This window comes from Kitasatospora sp. NPDC023120 (assembly GCF_055560835.1).
Map to the genome: position 1 here is coordinate 170,686 of NZ_JBVHHY010000003.1, position 23,622 is coordinate 194,307.

Sequence of the window (23,622 nt, forward strand, 5' to 3'; positions counted from 1 at the left end):
GGTGCCGTGACCGCGACCAGCATGCTCCAGCTGTACGTCCGCTTCACCGACCAGGCCGCCGCCGAACCGGCGGCCCTCGCCCGGCTGCGCCCGGCGCTCCGCGGTGCCGAGGCCGCCGGATACCTGGAGAGCTGGCACTTCGTCCGCAAGGGCGACGTATGGCGCCTGCGCTACCAGGTCCCGGACGGCGCCGACCCGAGCCCGGTCACCGGCATGCTCACCGCCGCGCTCGCCGACGCCAGGGTGCGCGGCTGGACCCAGGTCGTCTACGAGCCCGAGGTCCACGCGTTCGGCGGCGCGCTGGGGATGGACGCCGCGCACCTGCTCTTCCATCAGGACAGCCGCCGGGTGCTCGACCACCTCGCCGCCCCGGGCGCGCGGGACCGGCGGCGCGAGCTGGCGATCCTCCTGGTGACCGCGCTCCTTCGGGGCGCCGGGCAGGAGTGGTACGAGCAGGGCGACGTCTGGGCCAAGGTCGCGGCCCACCGGCAAGCCGAGGACGACCCGGAGCAGCTGGCCCGCCTCGGCCCGGCCCTGGAGCGGCTGGTCAGCGTGGACACCGGCCCGGGGAGCACCCTGTACAGCGGGCCGCTCGCCTTCGCCGCCCCGTGGCTCGACGTCCACACCCGAGCCGGCCGACAACTGGTGCGCCTGGCCCACGACGGGCAGCTGACCCGGGGGCTTCGCGCGGTCCTCGCGCACCACGTGCTCTTCCACTTCAACCGGATGGGCCTGGGCCCCGCCGTTCAGGGCGCCATCGCGTCCACCGCCAGCAGCCTCGTGTTCGGCAAGGAGTGACATGGACCCGCTCTCGATCGCCGCTCGCTTCCCCCTCGCACCCCGGCACCGGCCCCCCTGCCCGCCGCTGCCGGTCCGGATACGGGGCCTGGACGAGCAGGCCCGCAAGGCGGAGGCGGCGGGCGATGCGACCGGCGCCTCCGCCGTGCACAACCTCGCCGCCCTGATCGCCTGTGACCTCGGCCTGCACGACCTCGCCCGCCGCCTGTGCGCCGACCACGCCCGGCTCTTCTACGACGCCGCGCCGCTGACGGCCAAGGACGCCTGCCACTCCCTTGCGCCCGTCGTCAACGTCGCCAACCTCCTGATCCGCGAAGGCGACGCCAACGAGGCGTTCGACGTCCTCTGGGCACTCCACGACGCCGTCACCACCCGCACCGACACCACCGTGGCGGGCATCGCCGTGCCCGTCACCGCACTGACCGCCAACGACGACGACCACCAGGAGATCATCCAGTGGACGCGCGGCACCTTCCTGGTCGACGGCTCCCGGGCCCTGGCCCGCGCGGGGCGGTGGAAGGAGGCCCACGCCCATCTGGACCGCCCGGGGATGGTCGGCCGGCGCATGTTCGAAGGACGCCAGATCGCCGTGCTCGCCACGGCCATCGACGGCGACACCGCAGGCGCGCTCGCGCTCCTGGCCGCGACCCTGCCGGGCGACCCGTGGGAAGGCACCGTCACCGCCTGCCTGACCGCCGCGTGCCAGCCCGTCACCAACCCGACCGAGATGCTGGACTCCTACGAGCAGCACGCCGTTGACCCGCAGAACGCGGTCTTCAACACCCGGCTCGGCCTCGCCCTCCTCGACACCGCAGCCGGCGTCCACCCCCGCGCCCGGGATACCGCTCGGTTCCTGATCGCCCGGACGCTGGAGCACGGCGACGGGTACGCGGCACGCGACATCCTCGCCCACCCGGCCGTCGCCGCCGCCCTCACCGGCGTCGAACGCCAGCAGCTCACCGAGACGGTGGCCGCCTGCGGCCTGGACCGGGGCGAGCTGCCCGCCGACCTCCACGACACCTTCATCGCCGCCCTCGACCGCGCCGCCACGGCGCTCACCCGCAGCCTGGCCGCCAGCCGATAGGGAACCCATGGACTACAGCACCTGGCCCCTGATCCTGGTCGTGGACGTGGAGGGCAACGGCCAGCAGCCGCCGGACTTGGTGGAGCTCGCCGCCGTCCCCGTGCTCAACGGCCGGCCGGTACCCGCCTCGACGCGCTCCACTCTGGTCCGCCCGCCCCGCCCGATCAGCCCGATGGCTGTGCGGGTGCACGGCATCACCAACCAGGCCGTAGCCGACGCGCCCACCTGGCCGCAGATCGGCGAGCGGGTGCGCGCCGACCTGGAGGGCGCGTGGATCTGCGCTCAAAACGCCCACGTGGACTACGGCGTGTTGTCCCGGCACCTGCCGGGGTGGCAGCCGGCCGGGGTGCTGGACACCCTGCGCCTGGCCCGCGCGACCTACCCGAAGGCACCCGGGTACGGCCTCGACGCGCTGATCGAGCTGTGCGGCATCAACCTGTCCGCCGTCCCGGGGAAGCGCCACCGGGCCGCGTACGACGCCCACGCCGCCGCGCTGCTGCTGCTCCACCTCGCGGGTCAGTACGCCTCCTGGAGCGCCCTGGTGGCCGCCGCGGTGCCCCCCTTGCTGCCCGGGCACCCCGTCCCGGAGGAGGACCCGACCTTGTGGTGAGCAGCCCGGCCTGAATCGAAAACGTGCCCTTCGACCCGGGCTCGCCGAGAACCGCCGGGAACCTCCCGGCACTTGGATACGAAATCGAACAGGGAGCAGGATCAACCCCCATGGAAGAGCTGCTGCAAGTCGCCAACTTGGTTGCTAATAAGCTGAATTCGCGTTTCGACGGCACGCCCGAACAGCGCTGGTCCCTGCAAGCCCTCAAGCTCCAGGAAGAGGCCGGCGAAGTCGCGCAGGCCGTCATCGGAGCCCTGGGAGTCAACCCGAACAAGGGCCACTCCCACACCTGGGACCACGTCCGCGCCGAGGCGTGCGACACCGCCCTCACCGCACTCGTGCTGCTCCACATGATGGGCGGCGACCCGGAATGGTTCCTCGCCGAGCACCTGCGCGGCATCAAGGCCAAGGCCGAGGGCTGGGAGGCCACCGCTTGACCACAACCGCCACACCCGAGACGGCTCCGACCGAGGAGCTGGAGTTCAACGCCGACAAGCGCCGTGTCGAGGCGACCCGAGCCATCACCGTCACCGCGATGGCCCGCCGCCTGCCCCAGATCGTCGCCCGCGCCTACGCCCTCACTTGGCGCATCGAACCTCGCTCCGCCGCCCTCCTGCTCACCTGCCAGATCCTGTCCGCCGCCCTCGGCGCGGGCGGCCTGTTCGCCACCGCCAACGGCATCAGCGCGGTCTTCGCGGGCGGGGCGACGACCGCCCGCCTGACGGCCGCCCTGCCCTCCATCCTGGTCATCGCCGCCACCACTGGGCTGCGCCGTCTCCTCGGCATCGTCAACCAGGCCATCACAGTGCGCCTGTCCCCCCGCATCGCCCTCGAAGCCGAAGCCACCGTGCTGCGCGCCACCCTCGGCACCGAGCTGACGGCCTACGACCACTCCGGCTACTCCGACGACCTGGAGGCGGCCGACCGGGGCGCGGAGCAGTGCGCCGAGATCCTGGGCGAGGCCCAGAACCTGCTGGCCTCGATCGGCTCGCTGATTGGCGCGGCCTCCGTCATCGCCTACCTGCACCCGCTGCTGCTGCCCCTGCTGGTCCTGGCCGCCCTCCCCCAGGGTTTGGCCTCGGTGCGCGCCGCCCGGGTGCAGTACCTCGCCAGCCGCGACACCATGGCCGACCGGCGGGTCATGGCGAACTTGCGCTGGTACATCCACGTGAAGGCGCAGGCCGACCAGATCCGCTCCGACACCATGAGCAGCTTCCTGCTGGCCAAGTACAACCAGGTCGGGCAGCGGTTGGACCGCACGGCGAGGGAGGCGGCGACGGCCACGGCGAAGGTGTCGATCGTCGGGGCGCTTGCCTCTGGCCTCGGCGCGGCGATCGTGTGGGCCACGATGGCGTGGCTGGTCATCAGCGGCCGGATGAGCCTGCCGCACGGCGGCGCCGCGGTCGTCGTCCTCACCGCGGTCTCCAACAGCCTTGCCGGGATCGTCGGTTACGGGGCCTACCTGTTCCGCATCGGCATGTACCTGGACGACTTCTTCCACTTCCTGGACAGTGCTGGGGGCTTCGCACTGCGCACCGGCACCCACCGGCCCGAGCCGCCCCGTCAGGTGAGCGTGAAGGGGCTGACGTACAGGTACCCGGCGAGCGAGCGCACCGCCCTCGACGGCGTGACCCTGCACGTCGACAGGGGCGAGATCGTCGCGCTCGTCGGGGAGAACGGCTCCGGCAAGACCACCCTCGCCAAGTGCCTCGCCGGCCTCTACACCCCCGAACCCGGTGACGGCGCGGTGGAGTGGGACGGCACCGACACCCGCACCATGGACCCGCAGGCGATGTGGCAGCAGGTCGCCGTCGTCCCGCAGAACTACGCCCGCTGGCCCCTGACCGCCCGGGAGAACATCACCCTCGGCCAGCCCCACGACGAAGGCGACGACGAGGCACTGTGGGCCGCCGCCCGCGCCTCCGGGGCGGACGAGGTGCTGGCCGAGCTGCGCTCCGGCCTGGGCACGCTCCTCGCGGTGGAGTGGCTGGGCGGAGAGGAACTGTCCGGCGGCCAGTGGCAGCGCATCGCCCTCGCCCGCGCCTTCTACCGCAAGGCGGGGCTGCTGGTGATGGACGAGCCGACCGCGGCGCTCGACGCCCGCGCGGAGCACCGGATCTTCGCCAACTTGCGCGAAGTCGCGGCCGACCGGGCGGTGGTGCTGGTGACGCACCGGCTCACGAACGTGGCCATCGCCGACCGGATCGTGGTCCTGGACCACGGCCGGATCATCCAGTCGGGGACGTTCGAGGAGCTGGTGGCCGACGAGGCCGGCCGGTTCAGGGAGTTGTGGAACCTTCAGAACGACCGTACGGGCATCCCGGTGCAGCGGGACGGCGAGGAAGCCGACCCCGCAACCAAGCGGTAACGCTCGGCGTCTAGTTGGATACCCCCAGCTATCAGAAGGGAGGGGCGATGTCCGACCCGCGCCGGACGATCGCCGTCCTCGGCGAGATGGCCGAACTCGGCCCCGACAGCCTCCAGGCCCACCGCGACATCGGCCGCGAGGCCGCCGAACGCGGTGTCGAAGTGGTCATCGCGGTCGGCCAGGACATGGCCAAGCAGCTCGCCCTGCACGCCGCCCACCACGGCGTACCCACCACCGCGATCGTCGCCGACAACCCGACCGCCATCGAGCTGCTGGCCCGCATCGTGCAGCCCGGAGACGTCGTCCTCGTCAAGGGCTCCCGCTCGGGGATGCACTGGCAGATCGCCGAAGCCCTGGCAGGCCAGCAGGTCACCCCCTGGGGTGGCTGGAACGACAGCAAGGAGAACCCCCCAACGTGATCTCGTACAAGCTGCTCGCCGAACAGGCACTGGCCGAAGGCGTCCAGAAGCTTGCCGCCGGAACCGTCGTCCGCGACCAGCAGGGCCGCCTCCTCATGCTTCGCCGCAAGCAGGACGACGTCCTGCCCGGCCTGTGGGACTACCCGGCCGGCGGACTGAACGACGGCGAGGACCCCAGGGACGGGGCGATCCGGGAGCTGGCCGAGGAGACCGGCATCCGCTGCGCCGCAATGGAGTACGTCCGGGCCCTGGAGTTCACCAACACGCGGGGCCGCCTGACCCGTCAGTTCGTCTTCACCTGCACCGTCCCAGACGACACCGCCGTGACGCTCTCCGAGCACGACGACTTCGGCTGGTTCCACCCGGACGAGCTGCCGCCGACCAGCGACGGCTACCGCGAGATGATCGGCTGGCTCACCCACCGCCTCGCCGCCGGCTGGAAGCCCGCCAGCCGCTACCTCGCCACGATCGACCGGCCGATGACGTACGCCTGCGTCCTCGTGCGCGACGAGCAGGGCCGGGTGCTGGGCATGCGCAACGCCGTGGACACCGACCGATGGGACTGGCCCGGCGGGAATTCCGAGCCCGGCGAGTCCCCGTTCAAGACCGCGCTGCGCGAGGCCCACGAAGAGATCGGCCTCGACCTGCTCACCGAGAACCCCGAGGTGGTCGGCCGCCAGCGGCTGATTGCCGTGATCCACCAGCAGGCCAACCACGTCCGCCCGGTGCCCTCGATCGGCTGGGTCTTCGATGGCGGCGTGCTCACCGAGGAGCAGAAGGCCCGCATCGTCCTCGACCCGGCCGAACACAGCGAGTGGCGCTTCGAGACCGAGTACAACTGGCGCCACTACATGACGCCCGAGGAGTACCGGGAAGACCTCCAGGTGCTGCGCGCCGCCCGCTCCGGCCGTGTGCTCTATCTGGAGCGCCCGGTGCCACCGGAGCAGGACTTCGAAGGCGTGATCGTGTTCGTGACGAACCGGCACGGCCACCTGCTGATGCACCACCGGGACCAGAAGGACGGCATTGCGTGGCCGAACCACTGGACCCCGATCGGTGGTTGGCGCGAGGGCGACGAGAACCCCGCCGAGACCGCGGCGCGCGAGGTGTTGGAGGAGGCGGGCATCACCGTCACCGACGTCCGGCCGGTGGAGGGCCCCCGCCACGAACGGGTCGGCGCCCTGTCGCGGGTGTTGTGTGCGGTCTACCACGGCGACCCGGCAGCGATCTGCCTCGGCGATGAAGGCCAGGCCGTCGAATGGGTGCCCTTCGACCAGGCCGTCAGCCGGCTGGTCCCGCCGTACCTGGCCCACTACCTCGACCTGCTCAAGGCGGCCTGACCATGTCCGACTTCTACTGCGAGCAGGCACTGAACGGCCTCGCCCCCGTCGAGGTCGTCCACGAGACCAACCGGGTGCTCGCCTTCAAGCACACCCGCCCGTCGTACCCGGTGCACATCGTCGTCGTGCCCCGCCAGCACATCCCGTCCCTGGTGGACCTCGGCGACGGCGGCGAGGACCTGCTGCTGGAGGTGCTGCGGGTCGTCCGGCTGGTCGCCGCACAGGTCACCGCCGAGCACGGCGCCGCCTCGGTGGTCACCAACGAGGGCAACTACCAGGAGAGCAAGCACATGCACTGGCATGTGATCAACCGTGGCGACCTCCCGGAAGGTCTCGCCTGACGTCCTGAACGCCGCGACGCCCGACAACAATTGTTGACGGGCGTCGCAGTGCTACGGCCAGCACCGCTCCAGCTCGGGAGCCAGCGCCACCAGCTCGACGCCGACCTCCTCAGCCTGCCCGAACCGGTCGGCCTCGGGGAGCAGCAGTAGCCCGATCGTACGGGCCAAGATCATCGAGACCTCGCTACTGCGGTCGCTGTTGCCCTCGATCCACATCGCACGCCGCAGCGCCTCGGCGCTGAACACCAACCGACCCCAGTAGCGCCAGTTCCAGGCGAAGTCGTGATCAGAGCGGGTCGGCCGCCATGTCCCGGCCGCCATCGCCGCCCGCAGGTCCCGCACCGCGCCGGCCAGCTCGGTGATCGGCCGACCGTCATCCGCCAAGGCATCGGCCAGCAGGTCCTGGTTGAACTGCTCGGGGTCGCCATCGAGCCGCCACAGCCCGCCCCAGGTCGGCGCCCAGTCCGATCCGCAGCGCGGGCAGACCAGCAGCAGGGTGCCATCCGGCTGGCCCTGCGCCATGAACCCACTGACCGTGCGACACGGGGGCCGCGGGCACCCGGCCACCTGTGGGGAGATCGTCTTCGGGTAGACGACGGGGGACTTCATCGTCGAGTCCTCGGCGATGGCCCAGCACAGCTGCTCCATCTGCGGGTCGTACCTGGGCACCATCACGCTCTCGCGCGGGATGCCCTGCTGCACCATCCCGTTGGCCGCCCTACCCACTGCTGTGATCACGTTCCTGGTCTACCACGGCGCGAACGCCAGGGGGCGCATTCGCCGGAACCTGTGCGCGCCCCCTGTGCGCCGGATGTGCGCCGGGCGTCAGTCGGTCGGCAGGGCGATCCGCTGGCTCCTCCGTGGGGCGGCGCCAGGGGGTGGCCGGGTCCCGTCCCCCTTCCGCGGCCCAGTATCCGGGGCCGGCCGCCCGCCTCAAGGGCGCTTCGCGTGGCTTCGCCACCGGCCTGCGGCCGGCCCTTGACCCGGACGGCCTCTTTGCCCCGGACCCCAGGCAGCTATCAGGGGGACGGGGGAGGTGTGTATGGGCTTTCAGCTGCATCGCCATGTCTTCCGGGCGCCGCAAAACGATCATGAATCCGCCTCGGCCGAAGCGCCTGGAGCCATCGAGTTCGGTTGACCAAAAACCCTTATTGGGGTATTATTGTTCTTGTTGGGAGGGGATGGCACCCCCGCTCAACAGGCAGAGACCAGGCACCTGTTGGAGGATTTGTGACCACCGTACTTGCCCCCGCTGAGCTGCTGGACGACGAGACCTTCTCGCCGGAGTCGATCGAGACTGAGTCCGTCGAGGAGGGCGCCGACCAGGGGGAGTCCCCGACGAAGATCCTTCTCGAAGGCGTCGACCCGTCCGAACTGATCTTCACGCGCAACGTCCGCAAGGCCGAGCTGACGCCGGACTTCGTCGACTCGATTGCGGAGCACGGCCTGTTCCAGCCGATCATCGGGACACCCTACGAGGCCGGGATCGCGATCATCCTGGGCAACCGGCGCGCCAAGGGCTCGATCGAGGTGGGCCGGACCGTCGACGTCATCGTTCGCAACGACCTGAGCGCCGAAGAGGCGCGGATCGTTGCGCAACTCATTGAGAACATGCACCGCGAGGACATGCGCGAGAGCGAGATCGCGGACGCGTACGCACAGCTCTCCATGGAACTCGGCCTCGACGCCGACCAGATCGCGGCGCGGGTCGCTCAGGACCCGAAGAAGGTCAGGGCCTCTATCGCGCTGTCCGCGATGCCGAAGAGCGCGCGGCAGGCCGTGGACCACGGCGAACTCACGCTGGAGGACGCCGAGAAGCTGGCCGAGTTCGAGAGCGACCCGAAGGCGTACAAGCGGCTGCTCGACACGATCGAGCGGGGCGGAAAGCTGGAATGGGCCCTCGCGAACGAGAGGCGCAAGGCAGTGACGGCCGTGCTGCGGAAGGAGACCACCCAGGCACTCAAGGCGGCCGGTGTCCGGATGGTCGGCGAGCCGTACGGGTTCGGGTGGAACGGGTCGAAGGAGGTCGGCCTTGACCGTCTCGCCGATGCGGACGGGGTGCTCCTGACTCCAGAGAGCCACAAGAACTGCCCCGGCAACGCAGCCTTCTTTCACGAAAACACGCCCGGTGACGTGAAGGCGAGGTTCCTGTGCCGCGACCCTCACCAGTACGGCCACCACGTGTCCGGCTCCTACTCGTTCCTCAGCCCGGAGGAGCAGGCCGCCAGGGCAGCGGCCGAGCAGGCTGATCGCGAGCGTCAGGAAGGGCTGGCGATCGCTCGGGAGATCCGGCACGAGTTCATTCAGGAACTCTGCCGGTCCAAGAAGGTGCCGAAGGGGCTGACCAAGCGGGTGCTCGGGCTCCTGTACAAGCTCGGGTCGGACGAGACGAGCCCTGAGGTTCTGGAGTTCCTCAAGGCGCCGGGCGACGACGACCGCAGCGCGCGGTACGGCCGATTCGTCGGGCGTACGGCTGAGGCCCGGCTGCCGTTGGTGCTGCTCGCCAGTGTGGCGGTCCGGGCCGAGCGCCACGTGAGCGACGCGGTTCGCGGCTGGGGGAAGACGTGGGCAGCTCTCGCCTGGTTCGAGCTCCTGACCGCCTACGGCCACGACCTGAGCGAGCCCGAGATCGAGTTGGTTGACGCACTCCGGGCGAAGATCGCCGAAGCCGAGGCGCGGGCGGCGGCCGAGGCGGAGGCCGACACCGAGGACGACGAGGACGGCGAGGAGTTGACGGGGGAGGACGGGGACCAGGAGGACGAGGACGACGAGGACGGCCAGGAGGTGACGGCGGCGGCCGAGGCGGAGGCCGACACCGAGGACGACGAGGACGGCGAGGAGTTGACGGGGGAGGACGAGGACCAGGAAGACGCATTGGACAGGTATCTCGCGATCGTGGAGGACGGCGAGTCCGACGACCCGGCCAGCGAGGACATGGGGGAGCAGGCTGAGGCAGCCGACGACTGGGAGGCCCGCTACCCGGAGATCAACGAACCGATCGCGGCCTGACCACCGGGAGGGGTGGCTCCCTCCCCACCATGCCGGGGGTGTCCGATGGCACCGGACACCCCCGGCCCCGCAGACCACACCACCCACGCCGGAGGCCCGCATGCACCTGTACCTCGCCACCACCGACGACCCGCCACTCACCGTCCGGACCGATCTCGCCGTTCACCTCGCTGGCCGCCACGAAACGCACGCCGTGCTGCTCGCCCGGACGATCCTGATGACCATGCCGTCCGCCCGCATCCGGCTCGCCCACCCGCAACCCGCCTACGAGGCGTACGCCGCGTGGTCGGGCGCCGCCGACCAGGCCGCCGAACTGTTCGCGCGGGTAGGGTCCGGCGTCGTCCCGGAGGCCGAGGGCCAGATATCCGGATACCTGCGCTTTGACGCCCCGGTCCGCCCGGCGGTCGTGGAGACGCTGCCCGCGAAGATCAGCCCGACGCGCGCGCCACAGCTGCGGGTCAGCATCGGCGGTCTGCTGACCATCGTCACCGACATGGACGCCTTCGCCAGCCAGCTCAACCTGTGGACCACGGCCTACCGGCATGCCGCGCGCCGCTGGTGCAAGGAACTGCCCGACATCGAGGAGCTCTCCGCCGGGAAGGTACCGACTTTCGAGGACGCCGAGGCCCCCGTGCTCGCCGGGGCGGCGGCATGAGCAGCGCCCGGCCGACCGGCCCGCAGTACGTCACCCTGGTCACCGAAGGTGGTTACCGGATGCACGCCACCGTCACCCCGGACTGGGAGCAGGGAGCCGCCCTGTACCGCATCGCGGAGCTGGGCGGCACCATCACCGTAGGGTGGCAGTCGGGCCACTACTACCTGAACTGTTGCGACGGCGACGCGGTCGAGATCACTTACGGCAAGCCCGAGCGGTCCCCGTTCACTCACCATTTCGAGGACGCGCCGACCGTCTACGGTGTCCTGCTCGCCGACCGGGCGGTGTTCCATCCCGAGACGATGAGCCCGACGAATCACCGGTGGCTGGTCGTCCGGCGGGAGATCGGCAGCCACTACACCCCCAGCGCCCCGGAGGGCACCCAGCGTAGGACCGCCGCCATCGTCCACACGATCACTCAGCACATGCTCACCCGCCCGTGGGCGGACGAGCTGCGCCGCGCCCATGACGAGCGGCAAGCCCCCGAGCGGTACCGCCACCACCAGAAGGCAATCCGTGCACTGGAGGAGGAGGCGGCCCAGCTCCAGGCGAAGCTGAACCGGGAGAGAGAGCGGGCAGCAGCGCAAGCCGCCATGATCGAGACCGACACCGGCGGGGTCCGCCTGACAGCTCTGCGCACGCCGGTGGTGGAGCCCCAGCCGCTCGCCGCCTGACCCGGCCGCCCAGAGCGGCGGCCGGCACCGAGGGGGAGGGGGCATCGAGCCCCCTCCCCCTCGCACGCGCCCACCGACCGGGTCCGGCCACCTGCCGCGCCCGCCCCGACCAGCCACCCGGAGCACCAGCGCGCCCGCCAGAGCCGGGCACGTACGCTGATGAGAACCACCCGCGCCCGCCCGGCGCGAAGACGAGGAGCACCACCGATGCACGACCCCGCCACCCCGGAGAGCCGCCGCCGCGCGCTGTCCTCCGCGCTGGGCTCCGTCCAGGCCGAGGGGCTCACCCCCACCACGGACTACGCCGCCGACGCGGAGGAGTACGCCGCCGGACAGATCTCCGCCGACGAACTTGTGGCCCGCGCCGAGGCCCGCCACCGCGCACCGGACGCCGAGCAGCCGGCCCCCTGATGGCCGACCCGTACGCCGACCCGGACAGCGGCGTCCTGCGCAACAAGCTCGGCATCACCGACCCCGAGGCCCTCGCCGCCGCCGAAGCCGACATCACCGCCGCCCGCCTTACCCGCCTCGCCGAGAAACCGATCCCTGGCGCCTACGACCTGGCGCACCTCCAGGCGTTCCACCGGGAGGTCTTCGGCAGCATCTACCCGTGGGCCGGCCAGATCCGCAGCATCGAGATCGCCAAGGACAACACCCGGTTCTGCCTCGTCCGCATGATCCCCGACTTCGCGAACGACACCTTCGGCCGCCTCGCCCGCCGCCAGAACCACCTCCGCGGCCTCGACCGAGACAGCTTCCTCACCGGCCTGGCCGACCTCTACGGCGACGTGAACGCGCTACACCCGTTCCGGGAGGGCAACGGCCGGACACAGAGGGCCTTCCTGGGACAGCTCGCGGCGGAGGCCGGACACCCGATCGACTGGACGCGGCTCGACCCCGACCGCAACACGCTCGCGTCCATCGCCAGCTTCAACGGCAACAACGGCCCGCTGCGCTCGATGCTCTCGGACCTCACCGTCGACCAGCCGGCACCGAGGACCCGGGCGGCTACCGCGACCAGCGTGACCGCCAGGGCAACCCCGACGCCGACACCGGCGCCGGTGATCCAGCCCCCGCCGCCGGTCCAGCCCCCCAACCAGCCGACCATCCGGCGCTGATGCCGGAAAGCATGGCGGCCGGTGGACACCCCCGCGAACGGGTTGGCACGGTCCACCGGCCAGAGACCACAGCACCTCCGCGAACGGAGGAGCATGCGGACCTCCAGGGTAGAGCACTGAGGCCCGCCAGGTGCGGCGCCTCAGTCAGCACCTCCGCCGTCACGCCACGCCGCCCGCAGCTTCCGGAACGCCGCCAGGAGATCAGGCAACTGCTTCACCAGTGAGACGAGTTGCGTGATCGCAAGGCTCAGGATTCCGAAGGCTGCCAGCAGCCACAAGGTGATGCCATCCCAGTCCACGGTTCGATAGCCTCTCTGGCGATCGAACCGGAGGCGGGCAGCCTCAGCCCGACCACCGGTAGAAGTGGTCTAACTGAGAACCGCCAGCGCGAGCAGGTCCGCTAACCGAATTGTTCTGGCTTCCCGGAAGACGAGTGTCCGGCTCTGGCTGGTTCGTCTTCCCCGCCAAGGCTCCCCACGCCGGGTGCCCTAACTCGGAAGAATACACGGCGATTTGCTCGATAGCGGTGGTCGCCGCCGGGGGTGGCGGGATTCGGGCGCGCCTTCGGCGCGGCTGCCTTTTTTGGTCCGGGCGCCCCGCTGCGCGGTTCCCCCGGCCCCCCTTCGCGGCCCAGTATCCGGGGCCGTCCGCCCGCCTTAAGGGCGCTCCCTGCGGTCGCGTGGCTTCGCCACCGGCCTGCGGCCGGCCCTTGACCTGGACGGCCTCTTTGCCCCGGACCCCAGGCAGCTGTCGGGGGGACGGGGGAGGTGCGCCCTTGAATCTGACGGTCTGTCACCCGGCTTTCCCGGGTGGCGGACCCTGCCTTCATGCTTGACCAAAAACCCTCTTTGAGGTATTCTTGTCTTGTTGATCGGGGAGGGCACCCCCGATCGGCAGACCGAGGCCACAGCGCCCGTACCGAACCCCAAGAGGAGCAGCGACATGGCAGGCGAGACCAAGATGACCCTCATCGGCAACCTCGCGGACAACCCGACCCTCCAGTACACGGATGGCGGCGCGGCGGTGGTCAACATGACCGTCATCGCGAACGAGAAGACGTACGACAGCACGGCCCGCGTCTGGCGGGACGGCGACTCCCTCTCCATGCCGTGCGTCGCCTGGCGCCAGTATGCCGAGAACATCGCGGCGAGCCTGACCAAGGGCACCCGCGTGATCGTCACCGGCACGCTCAAGCAGCGCTCGTACCAGCCCGCAGACGGGCCCCGCCGCATCTACACCGAGCTGCTGATCGACGAAGTCGGCCCGGCCCTGCGCTTCGCCACCGCCGAGGTCGTCAAGGCGACCGGAAAGCGCCCCGCCCCTCAGCAGGCGGCGCCCGCCCAAGGGTCGCCCGCCGCGACGTGGCCGCCCCGCCCCACCACCCCGCCCGCCGCCAGCCCTTGGCCGACCCCAGCCATGGCGGGATGATCACCCGGGCCGGGCGGCACCGAGCCGCCCGGCCCGCCGAATCCAGGCGCCGAAAGGCCCCACCCGTGAGCAGCGCCCTGCCCGAGTCCGGGCTGACCAGCACAATCAACACCATCCAGCGCGCCCTGTTCGCCGCCGTCCTCGCCCTCACCGGGCTCGGCGCGGCCTGCGCCATCCAGGACCAACTCCTCATCACCGGCGCTCTGCTGGCCGTCGTCGGCGGCATCCTGTGGCTCCAGACGGTGACCCTGGGCCTTCCGAAGCTCATCAACGCCGCCGCCGAAGCACACGGCATCCCGCCGATCCTCCCCAGCGCCCCAGCCGCCCGGCGCTGACGAACCCGAGCCGGCCGGGACCGCCATGGTCCGGCCGGCCACCCGGAGAACCCTTGATCACCACCTACACCGCAACCCGCCTGCTGCTGCGCTACGACGTCGAATACGCGCAGAACGGCCTCACGTACTACGCCGTCCGCGCCCCGCACGTCTTCGGCACCGTCACCGTGCACCCCGAGCCTGCGCCAGGTGAACGCGACGACCCCGACGCCTACACCAGCCTTCGCCTCATCTCCGGCCGCTACGACCCGACCGAGAACCCGAGCGGGTACACCGACCGACTCGCGGTCTACAACGCGTGGATCTACGACGGCATCACCCTGCCGCCGCCCGGCTCGACCAGCACCCGCGACCCGTGGGAACGGCTCCACCGCAGCCCCTACGAAGTAGCGACCGAGAGCGCCCGCGCCCGCGCCCGGGACATCGGGGAGAAGCTCATCGCCGAGTACCGCGCAGACCCCCATCGCCACGCCCAACACACCAACTACCTGCGAGCCGCAGCCGACGAGCAGCTCACCAGGGTCGCACGGGAGGCAGACGAGCTTCGCCCCGCCGTCCGCCGCCTGGCCCAGCTCGAAACCCTCCTCACCCGCTGGACCCGACTCCGAGCCCCCCAGGCGAGCCCGACCACCGTGGAAGTCGGCGGATTCCTCGCCGACTGGCTCAGCGGCCAACTCGCCGGACACCAGCCCCTCACCCCCGGCACCCAGGAGTTCTACCGGGCTTGGACCGCCGCCCGTCGACTCGGCGACCCGGCAGCGGTCTTCCAGCCCCGCAGGATCATCCTGCACACCCCTGCCGCGCTCGCAGCGTTCACCGTCCACCTCACCGAGGCTGCCCGGCAGGCGCCCAGCCCCGCAGCCCGCGCCGACGCCCGCACTCGTCTGCGCCGCATCGCCGCCACCCATCCGGCGCTCGCCGTGGACATCCCCGCCCCCGAGGAGGAAAGCCCGCTCGCGGCGTGAGCCCGTGATCATCACCACCGGATCGGGCTCGGTGGTGGTGGTCGCCGCCGGGGGTGGCGGGATTCGGGCGCGCCTTCGGCGCGGCTGCCTTTTTTGGTCCGGGCGCCCCGCTGCGCGGTTCCCCCGGCCCCCCTTCGCGGCCCAGTATCCGGGGCCGTCCGCCCGCCTCAAGGGCGCTCCCTGCGGTCGCGTGGCTTCGCCACCGGCCTGCGGCCGGCCCTTGACCCGGACGGCCTCTTTGCCCCGGACCCCAGGCAGCTGTCGGGGGGACGGGGGAGGTGCGCCCTTGAATCTGACGGTCTGTCACCCGGCTTTCCCGGGTGGCGGACCCTGCCTTCATGCTTGACCAAAAACCCTCTTTGAGGTATTCTTGTTTTGTTGGTCGGGGAGGGCAACCCCGGCCAGCGCCCATGAATTGAATCCGTGTGAAGGGACCTCGTACATGACCATCTCCCTGGCCAAGACCTCCACCCGTAACGCCAGTCTGCGCGAGATCGTGGACATCCTGCGGGAGCAGCAGCCCCGCAAGGCCGACATCATCACCCCGGCGCAGAACATCCGTGCCGAGGGCGGTCGACTGATCGTCGGCGGCGCGGACTACGACTACGACATCACCCTGGACGGAGTCACCCGCAAGGCCGCCGAACTCCGCCTCACCGGCGTCGCCGAGTCGGGGCTGGCCGAGAAGCTGGGCATCCCAGTCGGGTACCTGCGGAAGACCCGCGTCGAGGCCCCGGAGCTGTGGGACCAGAACGTCAACGGCTGGCTCACGCACGAGAGCCGCGAGGCCAAGAGCTACATGATCCGTACGCTCCGGCCCGGCCAGGGCGAGGACACCGGTACGGCCCGCGCGTTCCTGAGCGCGAGCTACCGGATCATCGACAACCTGGACATCCTGACCGCCGCACTCCGGGGCGTCTACGACGCGGGCGTTCAGGTCCGCCTGGACAGCTGCGACCTCACCGACCAGAAGATGTACGTCCGGGTTGTCGCCGACGAAGTCCGCGCCTACGCCCCGGAGTTGCTGCGCAACTACCGCTCCCCGTTCACCGAGGCGCGCGGCAGCGACAACCCGACCGTCTTCGCCGGGTTCGAGATCAGCAACAGTGAGACCGGGTGCGGGGCGTTCACGATCGTGCCCCGGCTGGTCGTCCAGGTCTGCGACAACGGCATGACCATCACCAAGGACGCCATGAAGTCCGTGCACATCGGCGGACGCCAGGCGGACGGCGTGATCCAGTGGAGCGGCAACACCCAGGACCGCACCCTCGACCTGGTCACCTCCCAGACCGCCGACGCCGTCCGAACCTTCCTCGACCGTGACTACATCCTCCGGCAGATTCGTGACATCGAGGACAAGGCCGGAGCCCGCATCACGGACCCCGAGAAGGCGATCACCACCGTCAGCCAGCGCCTGCGCTTCTCCGAGGCGGTTCGGGCCGACGTGTTCTCCCACTTCATCCGGGGCGCCGACCTGTCCGCCGGTGGCGTCATGCACGCCGTGACCTCCGTCGCCCAGACCCTGCCCGACGCCGACGAGGCCCACGAACTCGAATCGCTCGGCATCCGCGCCATGGAGCTGGCCGCCTCGCTGTGACCACCCCGCCGCCCGGCCCGAAAGGGCCGGGCGGCCCGTCACAGACCACCAGCCGCAGCCCAGCGCGCCCGAGGGAGACCCCGCCATGAACACCACCGCCGACCGCCTGCACTATCTGGTCGCCGAGGTCACCACCTTCGAAGAGGAGTGGGAGGAGAAGCTGCGCGCAGCCCTCCCGACCTACGACCCGTTTCGCGACGACTTCCCCGTCGAACCGAGCGACGAAGTCCGCTACTTCGAGCTGTGCGGCGACCGCGCCGCCGAGGCCCGTGACCAGCTGTACCGGACGACCATCGGCATCGAGAAGGTCATCAGCGAGATGACGGACACCGAGCCCGAGCCCGAGGCCGACCAGCCCGGTTAACCGGGCCAACCGCCGCCCAGCGTGACGCCGGGCGGCCCTCCGGCCGGGAGCGCCGAGGAGCGGGGATCGACCCCGCACCTCGGCCCAACCCCTCCCGCCGCTTTCCCACCGCAGCACCAAGCGCCGCACCGCCCGCCGGCCTCTGCCGCCCGTGGCCAACCGGCCCCCGGCCCGGGGCGCCGAGCTGCGGGGATCGACCCCGCACCTCGGCCCAACCCCGTGCGGCGCTCCCTGCTGCCCGACTTCCCCCTTCACGCACCACCAGGAGAACCACATGCCGACCCTGCCCCACACCGGGCTCCAGACCCCCGACCAGCCCCGCTACGAGGTCACCGCCTGCCGCGAGTTGGTGCTTCTGCGCGGAACGCCGTTCCTGGCCACCATCAGCCACGGCCACCGCGAGATCGGAACCGCCCAGAACTATGGTGACGGCGACCTCACCGAGTTCGTGCCGCACGGCGACTTCGACGCGGCGGACTTCGCGAGCTTCGCCGACGCCTGCCGCCTCGACGGCAAGCCCGTCAGCCTCTCGCTTCTCCTCGACCTGCTGATCGAGGAGTTCAACGTCGCCCGCTCACTCCGGGCCCAGTTGCGCCACGGCCGCACGATGCTGCGCGAGGTCACCGAGGACGGCACCCGCATCACCGGCACCGTCGAGATGCCCGACTCCGCCGCCGGCCGAAAGCGGCTGCGTGAAGCCCTCGGCCAACCGCTCACCCTCGGCGCCGTGACGGAGTTCTGGAACGGCAGCAGCTGGGAGCCCCTGACGGCCGCCGCCGAGTCCTGACCCCGTCCCGGCGCGGCCCGGACCCTCTCGGCTGCACCGGGCTCAGATCAGATCTCAGGCCCAACCTCCAACCAGCCCAGGAGAGCACCATGACGAAGTACACCGTCCCCGTGGACCACATCACCGTGCACGTGGTGACCACCGACGCCGCCACCCCCGAAGCGGCCCAGGCCGCGGCCGAGCGCCTGGTCGCCGCCGACTGGGAAACCTACTTCCACCACGCTGTTGAACCCGTGGCTGGCGACGCCTTCACAGAGGACGAATGGGTCGTCCAAGAGGCCGAGTGGGCCGCGATGAAGAAGGCCGCCGAGCACAGGGAGCACGGGGTTCACCACACCCCACCCCCGGCCCGCCAGCCGAGGAGAAACGTCCCTGCGGCCAAGTACCGCGCGCCCCGCACCGATCACCACGCAGACGGCACCGAGTGCCCGCCCACCCACAGGCACACCAGCGCGGGCAAACCCCTCACCGAGGGGTGCCCCGGGCGAAAGTACTCCACTGCCACGTGCACGTGCGGCTGGACCACCCGCAGCACGGTCAAGAGCTACACGGACGAGATCCGCAAGCGGCACCTGCGCGAGCACCCCTGACCAGGCACACCAGCCCGATCAACCGTCGCGGCCCGGAGGGCAACCGGGCCGCGACGGCCTCCCACGAACCCGGAAGATCAGCACCACGTGACCACCCCAACCCACCCCGGCGACACCGCGGTCCGCGCCGCCGCACCCGCAGAGTCCCCACCTGCCCGGCTCCAACGCCCGCGCGACGGCGACGCGCTCACCGCGGACATCGTCGTCGGCGTCCTCGGAGTTGCTGCGTTCGCGGTCAGCTTCAAGCACGTCGTCCAGACCGCCAGCAGATCGGGCCAGACCGGATGGGTGGCCTACGCCATCGCCATCTCCGTCGAATTGATGGCCCTGGGCGCCGTCTCCGAACTCCGCCGCCGCAAACGCCACGGACACCCCGCCCGCTGGCCCCGCGCCGTCCTGGTCCTCGGCATCAGCATGAGCCTGGCCGCCAACCTCGCCGTCGCCCAGCCCACCCCGTGGGGGTACGTGATGGCCGCCTGGCCCGCCGTCGCGTTCCTGGCCGCCGCCGGAATCATCGAGTTCCGCTCCTCAGCCCGGCCAGCTACGGCGGTGCCACCCGTCGCAACCTGCGGCCCGCCCGCCGACCCCGCCGAAGAGACCGGCGCCGACCAGAGCCCCGAGGCTGCAGCGCAGCAGCCTGGCCCAGCGCCGGCCGACGAGCCCCAGCAACCGGAGGCGGCCGAGCCGGACGTCGAGGACGAGCCCGCCGACGACGAGCAGACCGACCCGGCACCGCCGATCCAGCAGCGCCCGAGCAGGCTGCACGTCATGACCGAGCTGCTCGCCGCGATGAGGGCCGACCCGAACTGGAAGCCCGACTACGACGAGTTGATCCGTACGACCGGCTGGGGCCGGTCGTGGTGCGAGAAGCGTGTGGGCGAAGCCCGCACGCTCCACCGGGGCCGTACGGAAACTGCCGCCCCCGAGGAGGCCGCCGCCCGCACGGGCGAGCCGCAGCCCCTCCACCCGGTCCGTACGCCCCGCGACGCCGACGACCAGCCCGTACCCCCCACCTCCCAGCCCGCACCGAACCCGTACAAGGAACCCGCACGTGAGCACCACCCTCCACATACCGCCGCAGCTGCGTGACGCCGACGCGTACGTGCTGAACAACAGCGCGGGCAAGGACAGCGCCGCGATGCTCCACCTGTGGGCGACCACCGCCACCGCCGAGATGTTGGAGCGCACCGTCGTGCTCCACCTCGACCTCGGCGGGGCCGAGTGGGACGGAGTGCCCGCCCTCGCCAGCGAGCAGGCCGCCGCGTACGGACTGCCCTTCGAGGTCCGCCGCCGCGAACGCGGTGGCCTGCTCGACCTCGTCCGGGCCCGGGGCCGTTGGCCCGGGCCCGGCACCCCCTTCTGCCGCAGTTACCTCAAACGAGACGTGGCCAGGAAGTTCTACACCGAGCTGACCACCCGACTCGGCATCACCGGCCGACCCGCGCACATCGTCACAGAACTCGGCCTACGGGCCGACGAGAGCACCGTACGGGCCCGCCGCCCCGCCATCGCCCTGGACCGGGCGGCCAGCTCCGGACGACGCCAGATCACCACATGGCTGCCCATCCACCAGCTCACCACCGACGACGTGTGGAAGACCGTACGGGCCAGCGGCATCCCGCCCCACCCCGTCTACCAGCACCTACCCCGTCTGAGCTGCCGCCTGTGCCCGTTCGCCGGACGCGCCCACCTCATCACGGCCGCACGGCTGGCACCGGACACCGCACTCGACTACGCCCTGGTCGAGGACGAGATCCGCAAGCCCTTCCGCCGCGACCTCTCCATGGCCGAGATCATCGACGCGGCCGAGCGTACGGACGAGAACCCCGTACGGGCCTTGCGCCCCTGCGGGACACCGACCCGGACGCCCCGGCGCCGTACGGAGGGCTGCGCTGCATGACCCACACCGCCCCCGTACGGGCCGACACCGAGATGCCCATCGTGCTGAGCTACGGGATGGGCCTGGACAGCGCCGCCGTCCTCACCCGCTGGCTCACCGAGCCGGCCACCCGTACCTTCCCGCTCGACAAGCTGACGGTGCTCACCGCGATGACCGGCGACGAGCCGGACGTCACCCGGCGCCTCAACGAGGACCACGTGCTGCCTCTGCTGCGCGACACCGGCACGCGCTTCGTCCAGATCAGCCGCACCAGCCAGAGCGGCGGGTACACGGTGCTGGACGACTCCCGGTCCCCGCGCCGACTGATCATGCAGGGCCCGTGGCGGCTGTCCGACGAGCTCCGCGCCAGCGGTACCGTCCCCCAGATCGCGGCCAAACGCCGGCTGTGCAGCCTGCACGCAAAAGGCCAGGTGCTCGACGCGTGGCTGGCCGACGAGTTCGGCGGCCAGCCCTTCCGACACGTCCTCGGCTTCGCCGCCGAGGAACTGCGCCGCGCGGAACGCGACGAGGGATTCACTGCCACCGGCCGCCGCCCCGAGTACCCCCTGATCGACCCCTGGGGATGGGACCGCCACCAGTGCGCGCAGTACCTGCTCGACCGCTTCGGCGAGCCCTGGTCGCGCTCCGCGTGCGGGTACTGCCCCTTCTCCGCCGGGCACCGCGGCCGGGCCGAACTGATCGAACGCTGGCGCGCGGAGCCGGCCATCGGCGCCCAAGCCCTCGCCTTGGAGTACACCGCCATGGCCCTCAACCCGCGCTCGAAGCTCTACGGCACCGTCGCCGCCCAGGACCTCGCCCGCACCCACGGCCTGACCGACGTCCTCACCCGGTTCGAGGAGGAGCTCCAGCGGCAACGGTGGAGCGTCTACGAGGTGCGCCGCATCGTCCACCCCCGCCGCGAGGACCCCGCGGCCAAGGGCACGGCCTGGCGCAGCGTCCGCACGGTGTTCACCGGGGGCCGCGATGACGCCCGGCTCATGCTCCGCACGACCTCCGCCGAAGCCGCCGTCACGGACACGTACGGCATCACCAGGGCCGAGATCATCCCGCGCACCAGCGGCTACCCGGCCATCGAGATGGCGCTCGCCCTCGCACCGGCCGGAGTCCGCGACAAGGAACGGCCCGCGTTCGGCTTCTGGTGGCGACGACTCCACCACCATGCCGTGCTCGGAACCCGGCGCCAGGTCACCCTCGCGGCGTGACCTGAACGGAAAGCGGGGGCCAGCAGCACGGCCGAAGCCGTGCCGACCTCTCGGATCGGCTGGGCAAGCTGTCTGGCCCCCTCCCACGAAGACCGATCCCGAAAGACCGCTACCTCGCGCAGGTAGATTAGTCCATGCCGGAGCGGGGAGGCCGACACTCCCGCCGGCCCCACCCGAAGGAGACCCAGCCGATGGCCCCCGCCGTGACGCTTGCCGAGCGGTTGGCCGCCGCTCCGTCCGACAGCCTCAGCGTCGCCGACATCGCCAGCGCGACCGGCCTGTCCGAGTTCACCGTCCGCCGCCTCACCAAGGACCCGCAGTGGCCGGCGGGCTCCGTGCCAGAGAACGCGGGGGAGCAGCGGTTCGCGCGCGACGCCTGCGTCAAATGGATGCGCGACCACCAGGCCGCCCGCATCGATGTCACCGAGCTGCCCGGGGCGGACAGCGACCGGGTCACCATCACCGACATCGCGACCCGGACCGGCGTCGGTCGCGGCTCGATCAGCCCGCTGCCCGCGAAGTACAAGGACAGCAACAACCCGTTCCCGGAGGCCGACGCCCTCGGCACGTACAACTGGGGCGACGTCAAGACCTGGCTCAGCCGACGCCACCACCGCACTGGCCCCCGCGGCCCGATCGAAACTCCGGCACCGGCGAAGAAGCCGACCACCGCGCCGGCATCGGACGTGCTCACCACCACCGCCATCGAACAGCTCACCGGCCGGGGCAAAGAAGCCGTCAAGACCTTGGTCCGCCGCCCCGAGATCGCCGGTCTCAGCAGCGGCAAGGTCGGCCGCTCACGAGTGTGGCCCGCCGCCGCCCTGCTGCCGGTGCTCTGGCGACTCGGATACCTGCCCGAGACGGGCCCCCTCTCCCCGGAACAGACCGCGGTCCTCGTCGAACTCGGCTACCTCCCCGCGAAGGGAAAGCCGACCCCCGAGCAGGCGGCCGTGCTGCTCGAATTCGGCTACGACCCCGAAGGCACCGTCGAACACCGGGCCTGGCTGGCCGGACCCCTCCGCTCGGCGACCGAGCTGGCCGCCCACTACGGCGTCACCCTCAGCGCGGTCAGCCGGCGGCTCAAGCGCGCCCGGGAGACCAACGACCCCCTCCGCCCGACCCCGATCGAAACCGAGGACGGCACGCGCTACGCCCCCAAGGAGTTCGACACCTTCTGGCGCAAGTAGCCCCGACCCCAAACACGACGACGGCTCTGCCGACCACACGGTCGGCAGAGCCGTCGTCGTTCCTCACTCCAGGCGCCGCCCACCAGCGCCCGGACCATCCGCTCACCCCGGCACCGCTTCACCGACCCCGGCGGCGCCGGAGCCAGCCGCCGCGCTCACCGGTCCCGCCACCACCGCAGCCGCCGAGCCCGCCCCGCGCCCACCGTCACGCGGCGCCGCCGAGCCGGCCGCGCCCGCAAGGATCGCCCGGACTTCCGTCAGCGCCAGCCCCGTCAGCTCCGCGATCTGATCACGCGGCTCACCCAGATCATGGAGCGCCATTACCGCTTCCCGAGCCCGCCGCTCCGGCTCCACCGCAGCCGCCTCCGCGTCCGCCAGGACCTTCGCCGCCCGCGCGCTCGCGCTCGCCCGCAACTGCTCCGCCTTCCCCGTCTGCTCGTAGTAGTCGACCAAGGCCGACTCCACCTGCCGCTCGCGCTGGAGACGCTTCGCGTCCCGCTCCGCCTTCGCCTGCTGCGCCGCTCGAACCGCACTGGCCCGCGACGCCGAAATTCGTCCGCTCATGCCGACACCATAGCTGCGAAACCCGGGTGGAAAACCCCATGGATTCCCTCTCGATAAACGTTGATAAACATCGAGAGTTCTCGATAGAAAAACCGAAGTGAGCGCCATGAAGCCAGCCTCACGGAGCCTCTGAGCTGGACATATGTCCCTCAGGCTAAGCCATCCAGACACCTCTTGCAGATATTCTGAGCATGGTCCGCTGCGCGGGGCTAAAGTACTCGCATGGCATTTGATGAGGCGGGTGAATCGGCGGCTCGAATAGCCGTCGCACTTACCCTCATCCAGGT

Annotated in this window: 27 protein-coding genes; 24 read left to right on the forward strand and 3 right to left on the reverse strand. The window is 71.2% G+C overall.

Annotated elements, in window-relative coordinates:
- Positions 1-6 precede the first annotated feature (6 nt).
- The 8 genes from ACZ3TI_RS05645 (at position 7) to ACZ3TI_RS05680 (ending at position 6,960) form a co-directional block, all read left to right on the forward strand.
- A complete protein-coding gene (locus tag ACZ3TI_RS05645; protein ID WP_465723709.1) occupies positions 7-798 on the forward strand; it encodes a thiopeptide-type bacteriocin biosynthesis protein in 792 nt (263 codons plus the stop codon).
- A gap of 1 nt (position 799) precedes the next feature.
- Positions 800-1,882, forward strand: coding sequence for a hypothetical protein (locus ACZ3TI_RS05650; protein ID WP_465723711.1), 1,083 nt, complete (start codon positions 800-802; stop codon positions 1,880-1,882).
- Positions 1,883-1,889: 7 nt separating this feature from the next.
- Positions 1,890-2,492 (forward strand): 3'-5' exonuclease, encoded by a 603-nt coding sequence (locus ACZ3TI_RS05655; protein WP_465723712.1) that lies wholly within the window; start codon positions 1,890-1,892, stop codon positions 2,490-2,492.
- A 110-nt stretch (positions 2,493-2,602) separates the two neighbouring features.
- Positions 2,603-2,929, forward strand: a complete 327-nt coding sequence (locus ACZ3TI_RS05660) for a MazG-like family protein (protein WP_465723714.1) — start codon at positions 2,603-2,605, stop codon at positions 2,927-2,929.
- Positions 2,926-4,860, forward strand: a complete 1,935-nt coding sequence (locus ACZ3TI_RS05665; protein ID WP_465723716.1) for an ABC transporter ATP-binding protein — start codon at positions 2,926-2,928, stop codon at positions 4,858-4,860. The genes ACZ3TI_RS05660 and ACZ3TI_RS05665 overlap by 4 nt, the downstream gene beginning before the upstream one ends.
- A gap of 47 nt (positions 4,861-4,907) precedes the next feature.
- Positions 4,908-5,279: a glutamate ligase domain-containing protein gene (locus ACZ3TI_RS05670; RefSeq protein WP_465723718.1), complete on the forward strand. Its 372-nt coding sequence runs from the start codon at positions 4,908-4,910 to the stop codon at positions 5,277-5,279.
- On the forward strand, positions 5,276-6,619 hold the full coding sequence (locus tag ACZ3TI_RS05675) for an NUDIX hydrolase (protein ID WP_465723720.1): 1,344 nt from the start codon (positions 5,276-5,278) through the stop codon (positions 6,617-6,619). The genes ACZ3TI_RS05670 and ACZ3TI_RS05675 overlap by 4 nt, the downstream gene beginning before the upstream one ends.
- A gap of 2 nt (positions 6,620-6,621) precedes the next feature.
- Positions 6,622-6,960, forward strand: a complete 339-nt coding sequence (locus ACZ3TI_RS05680) for an HIT family protein (RefSeq protein WP_465723722.1) — start codon at positions 6,622-6,624, stop codon at positions 6,958-6,960.
- 51 nt (positions 6,961-7,011) lie between these two features.
- On the opposite strand, the gene ACZ3TI_RS05685 is transcribed toward ACZ3TI_RS05680, so the two are convergent.
- On the reverse strand, positions 7,012-7,698 hold the full coding sequence (locus ACZ3TI_RS05685; RefSeq protein ID WP_465723724.1) for a hypothetical protein: 687 nt from the start codon (positions 7,696-7,698) through the stop codon (positions 7,012-7,014).
- A 396-nt stretch (positions 7,699-8,094) separates the two neighbouring features.
- Here ACZ3TI_RS05685 and ACZ3TI_RS05690 point away from each other — a divergent pair, with 396 nt between their 5' ends.
- The 5 genes from ACZ3TI_RS05690 (at position 8,095) to ACZ3TI_RS05710 (ending at position 12,416) form a co-directional block, all read left to right on the forward strand.
- Entirely contained in the window at positions 8,095-9,969 is a 1,875-nt protein-coding gene (locus ACZ3TI_RS05690) for a ParB/RepB/Spo0J family partition protein (protein WP_465723726.1), read from the forward strand.
- Positions 9,970-10,069: 100 nt separating this feature from the next.
- Complete coding sequence (locus tag ACZ3TI_RS05695) at positions 10,070-10,624, forward strand: hypothetical protein (RefSeq protein ID WP_465723728.1); 555 nt, start codon at positions 10,070-10,072, stop codon at positions 10,622-10,624.
- Complete coding sequence (locus ACZ3TI_RS05700; RefSeq protein ID WP_465723730.1) at positions 10,621-11,298, forward strand: hypothetical protein; 678 nt, start codon at positions 10,621-10,623, stop codon at positions 11,296-11,298. Before ACZ3TI_RS05695 ends, ACZ3TI_RS05700 begins: the two co-directional genes overlap by 4 nt.
- Positions 11,299-11,505: 207 nt before the next feature.
- The gene (locus ACZ3TI_RS05705) at positions 11,506-11,709 is read left to right on the forward strand and encodes an antitoxin VbhA family protein (protein WP_465723732.1); all 204 of its coding nucleotides are present in this window, start codon (positions 11,506-11,508) and stop codon (positions 11,707-11,709) included.
- Positions 11,709-12,416 carry a Fic/DOC family protein gene (locus tag ACZ3TI_RS05710; protein ID WP_465723734.1) on the forward strand — a complete coding sequence of 236 codons (708 nt, stop codon included), beginning with the start codon at positions 11,709-11,711 and terminating at the stop codon, positions 12,414-12,416. The genes ACZ3TI_RS05705 and ACZ3TI_RS05710 overlap by 1 nt, the downstream gene beginning before the upstream one ends.
- A 140-nt stretch (positions 12,417-12,556) precedes the next feature.
- Here the strand turns inward: ACZ3TI_RS05710 and ACZ3TI_RS05715 are convergent, their stop codons facing one another.
- Positions 12,557-12,715: a hypothetical protein gene (locus ACZ3TI_RS05715; protein ID WP_465723736.1), complete on the reverse strand. Its 159-nt coding sequence runs from the start codon at positions 12,713-12,715 to the stop codon at positions 12,557-12,559.
- 643 nt (positions 12,716-13,358) lie between these two features.
- Between ACZ3TI_RS05715 and ssb the strand changes: the two genes are divergently transcribed.
- The 11 genes from ssb to ACZ3TI_RS05770 all read left to right on the forward strand — a co-directional run bounded on the left by ssb (position 13,359) and on the right by ACZ3TI_RS05770 (position 22,771).
- Complete coding sequence (gene ssb, locus ACZ3TI_RS05720; protein WP_465723738.1) at positions 13,359-13,844, forward strand: single-stranded DNA-binding protein; 486 nt, start codon at positions 13,359-13,361, stop codon at positions 13,842-13,844.
- A 65-nt stretch (positions 13,845-13,909) separates the two neighbouring features.
- Complete coding sequence (locus ACZ3TI_RS05725; protein ID WP_465723740.1) at positions 13,910-14,179, forward strand: hypothetical protein; 270 nt, start codon at positions 13,910-13,912, stop codon at positions 14,177-14,179.
- A gap of 53 nt (positions 14,180-14,232) precedes the next feature.
- The gene (locus ACZ3TI_RS05730) at positions 14,233-15,144 is read left to right on the forward strand and encodes a hypothetical protein (protein ID WP_465723742.1); all 912 of its coding nucleotides are present in this window, start codon (positions 14,233-14,235) and stop codon (positions 15,142-15,144) included.
- A 442-nt stretch (positions 15,145-15,586) separates the two neighbouring features.
- Positions 15,587-16,741, forward strand: a complete 1,155-nt coding sequence (locus tag ACZ3TI_RS05735) for a DUF932 domain-containing protein (RefSeq protein ID WP_465723744.1) — start codon at positions 15,587-15,589, stop codon at positions 16,739-16,741.
- Between the two features lie 85 nt (positions 16,742-16,826).
- Complete coding sequence (locus tag ACZ3TI_RS05740) at positions 16,827-17,105, forward strand: hypothetical protein (protein ID WP_465723746.1); 279 nt, start codon at positions 16,827-16,829, stop codon at positions 17,103-17,105.
- Between the two features lie 274 nt (positions 17,106-17,379).
- Entirely contained in the window at positions 17,380-17,892 is a 513-nt protein-coding gene (locus tag ACZ3TI_RS05745; RefSeq protein ID WP_465723748.1) for a hypothetical protein, read from the forward strand.
- Between the two features lie 89 nt (positions 17,893-17,981).
- The gene (locus ACZ3TI_RS05750; protein WP_465723750.1) at positions 17,982-18,482 is read left to right on the forward strand and encodes a hypothetical protein; all 501 of its coding nucleotides are present in this window, start codon (positions 17,982-17,984) and stop codon (positions 18,480-18,482) included.
- Between the two features lie 87 nt (positions 18,483-18,569).
- Positions 18,570-19,571 carry a DUF2637 domain-containing protein gene (locus ACZ3TI_RS05755; RefSeq protein WP_465723752.1) on the forward strand — a complete coding sequence of 334 codons (1,002 nt, stop codon included), beginning with the start codon at positions 18,570-18,572 and terminating at the stop codon, positions 19,569-19,571.
- The gene (locus ACZ3TI_RS05760; RefSeq protein WP_465723754.1) at positions 19,534-20,382 is read left to right on the forward strand and encodes a phosphoadenosine phosphosulfate reductase domain-containing protein; all 849 of its coding nucleotides are present in this window, start codon (positions 19,534-19,536) and stop codon (positions 20,380-20,382) included. Before ACZ3TI_RS05755 ends, ACZ3TI_RS05760 begins: the two co-directional genes overlap by 38 nt.
- Positions 20,379-21,584: a hypothetical protein gene (locus tag ACZ3TI_RS05765; RefSeq protein WP_465723756.1), complete on the forward strand. Its 1,206-nt coding sequence runs from the start codon at positions 20,379-20,381 to the stop codon at positions 21,582-21,584. The genes ACZ3TI_RS05760 and ACZ3TI_RS05765 overlap by 4 nt, the downstream gene beginning before the upstream one ends.
- A gap of 191 nt (positions 21,585-21,775) precedes the next feature.
- Complete coding sequence (locus tag ACZ3TI_RS05770) at positions 21,776-22,771, forward strand: hypothetical protein (protein ID WP_465723758.1); 996 nt, start codon at positions 21,776-21,778, stop codon at positions 22,769-22,771.
- A 102-nt stretch (positions 22,772-22,873) separates the two neighbouring features.
- Here ACZ3TI_RS05770 and ACZ3TI_RS05775 read toward each other — a convergent pair whose 3' ends face one another.
- Positions 22,874-23,335: a hypothetical protein gene (locus ACZ3TI_RS05775; RefSeq protein ID WP_465723759.1), complete on the reverse strand. Its 462-nt coding sequence runs from the start codon at positions 23,333-23,335 to the stop codon at positions 22,874-22,876.
- Between the last annotated feature and the right edge of the window lie 287 nt (positions 23,336-23,622).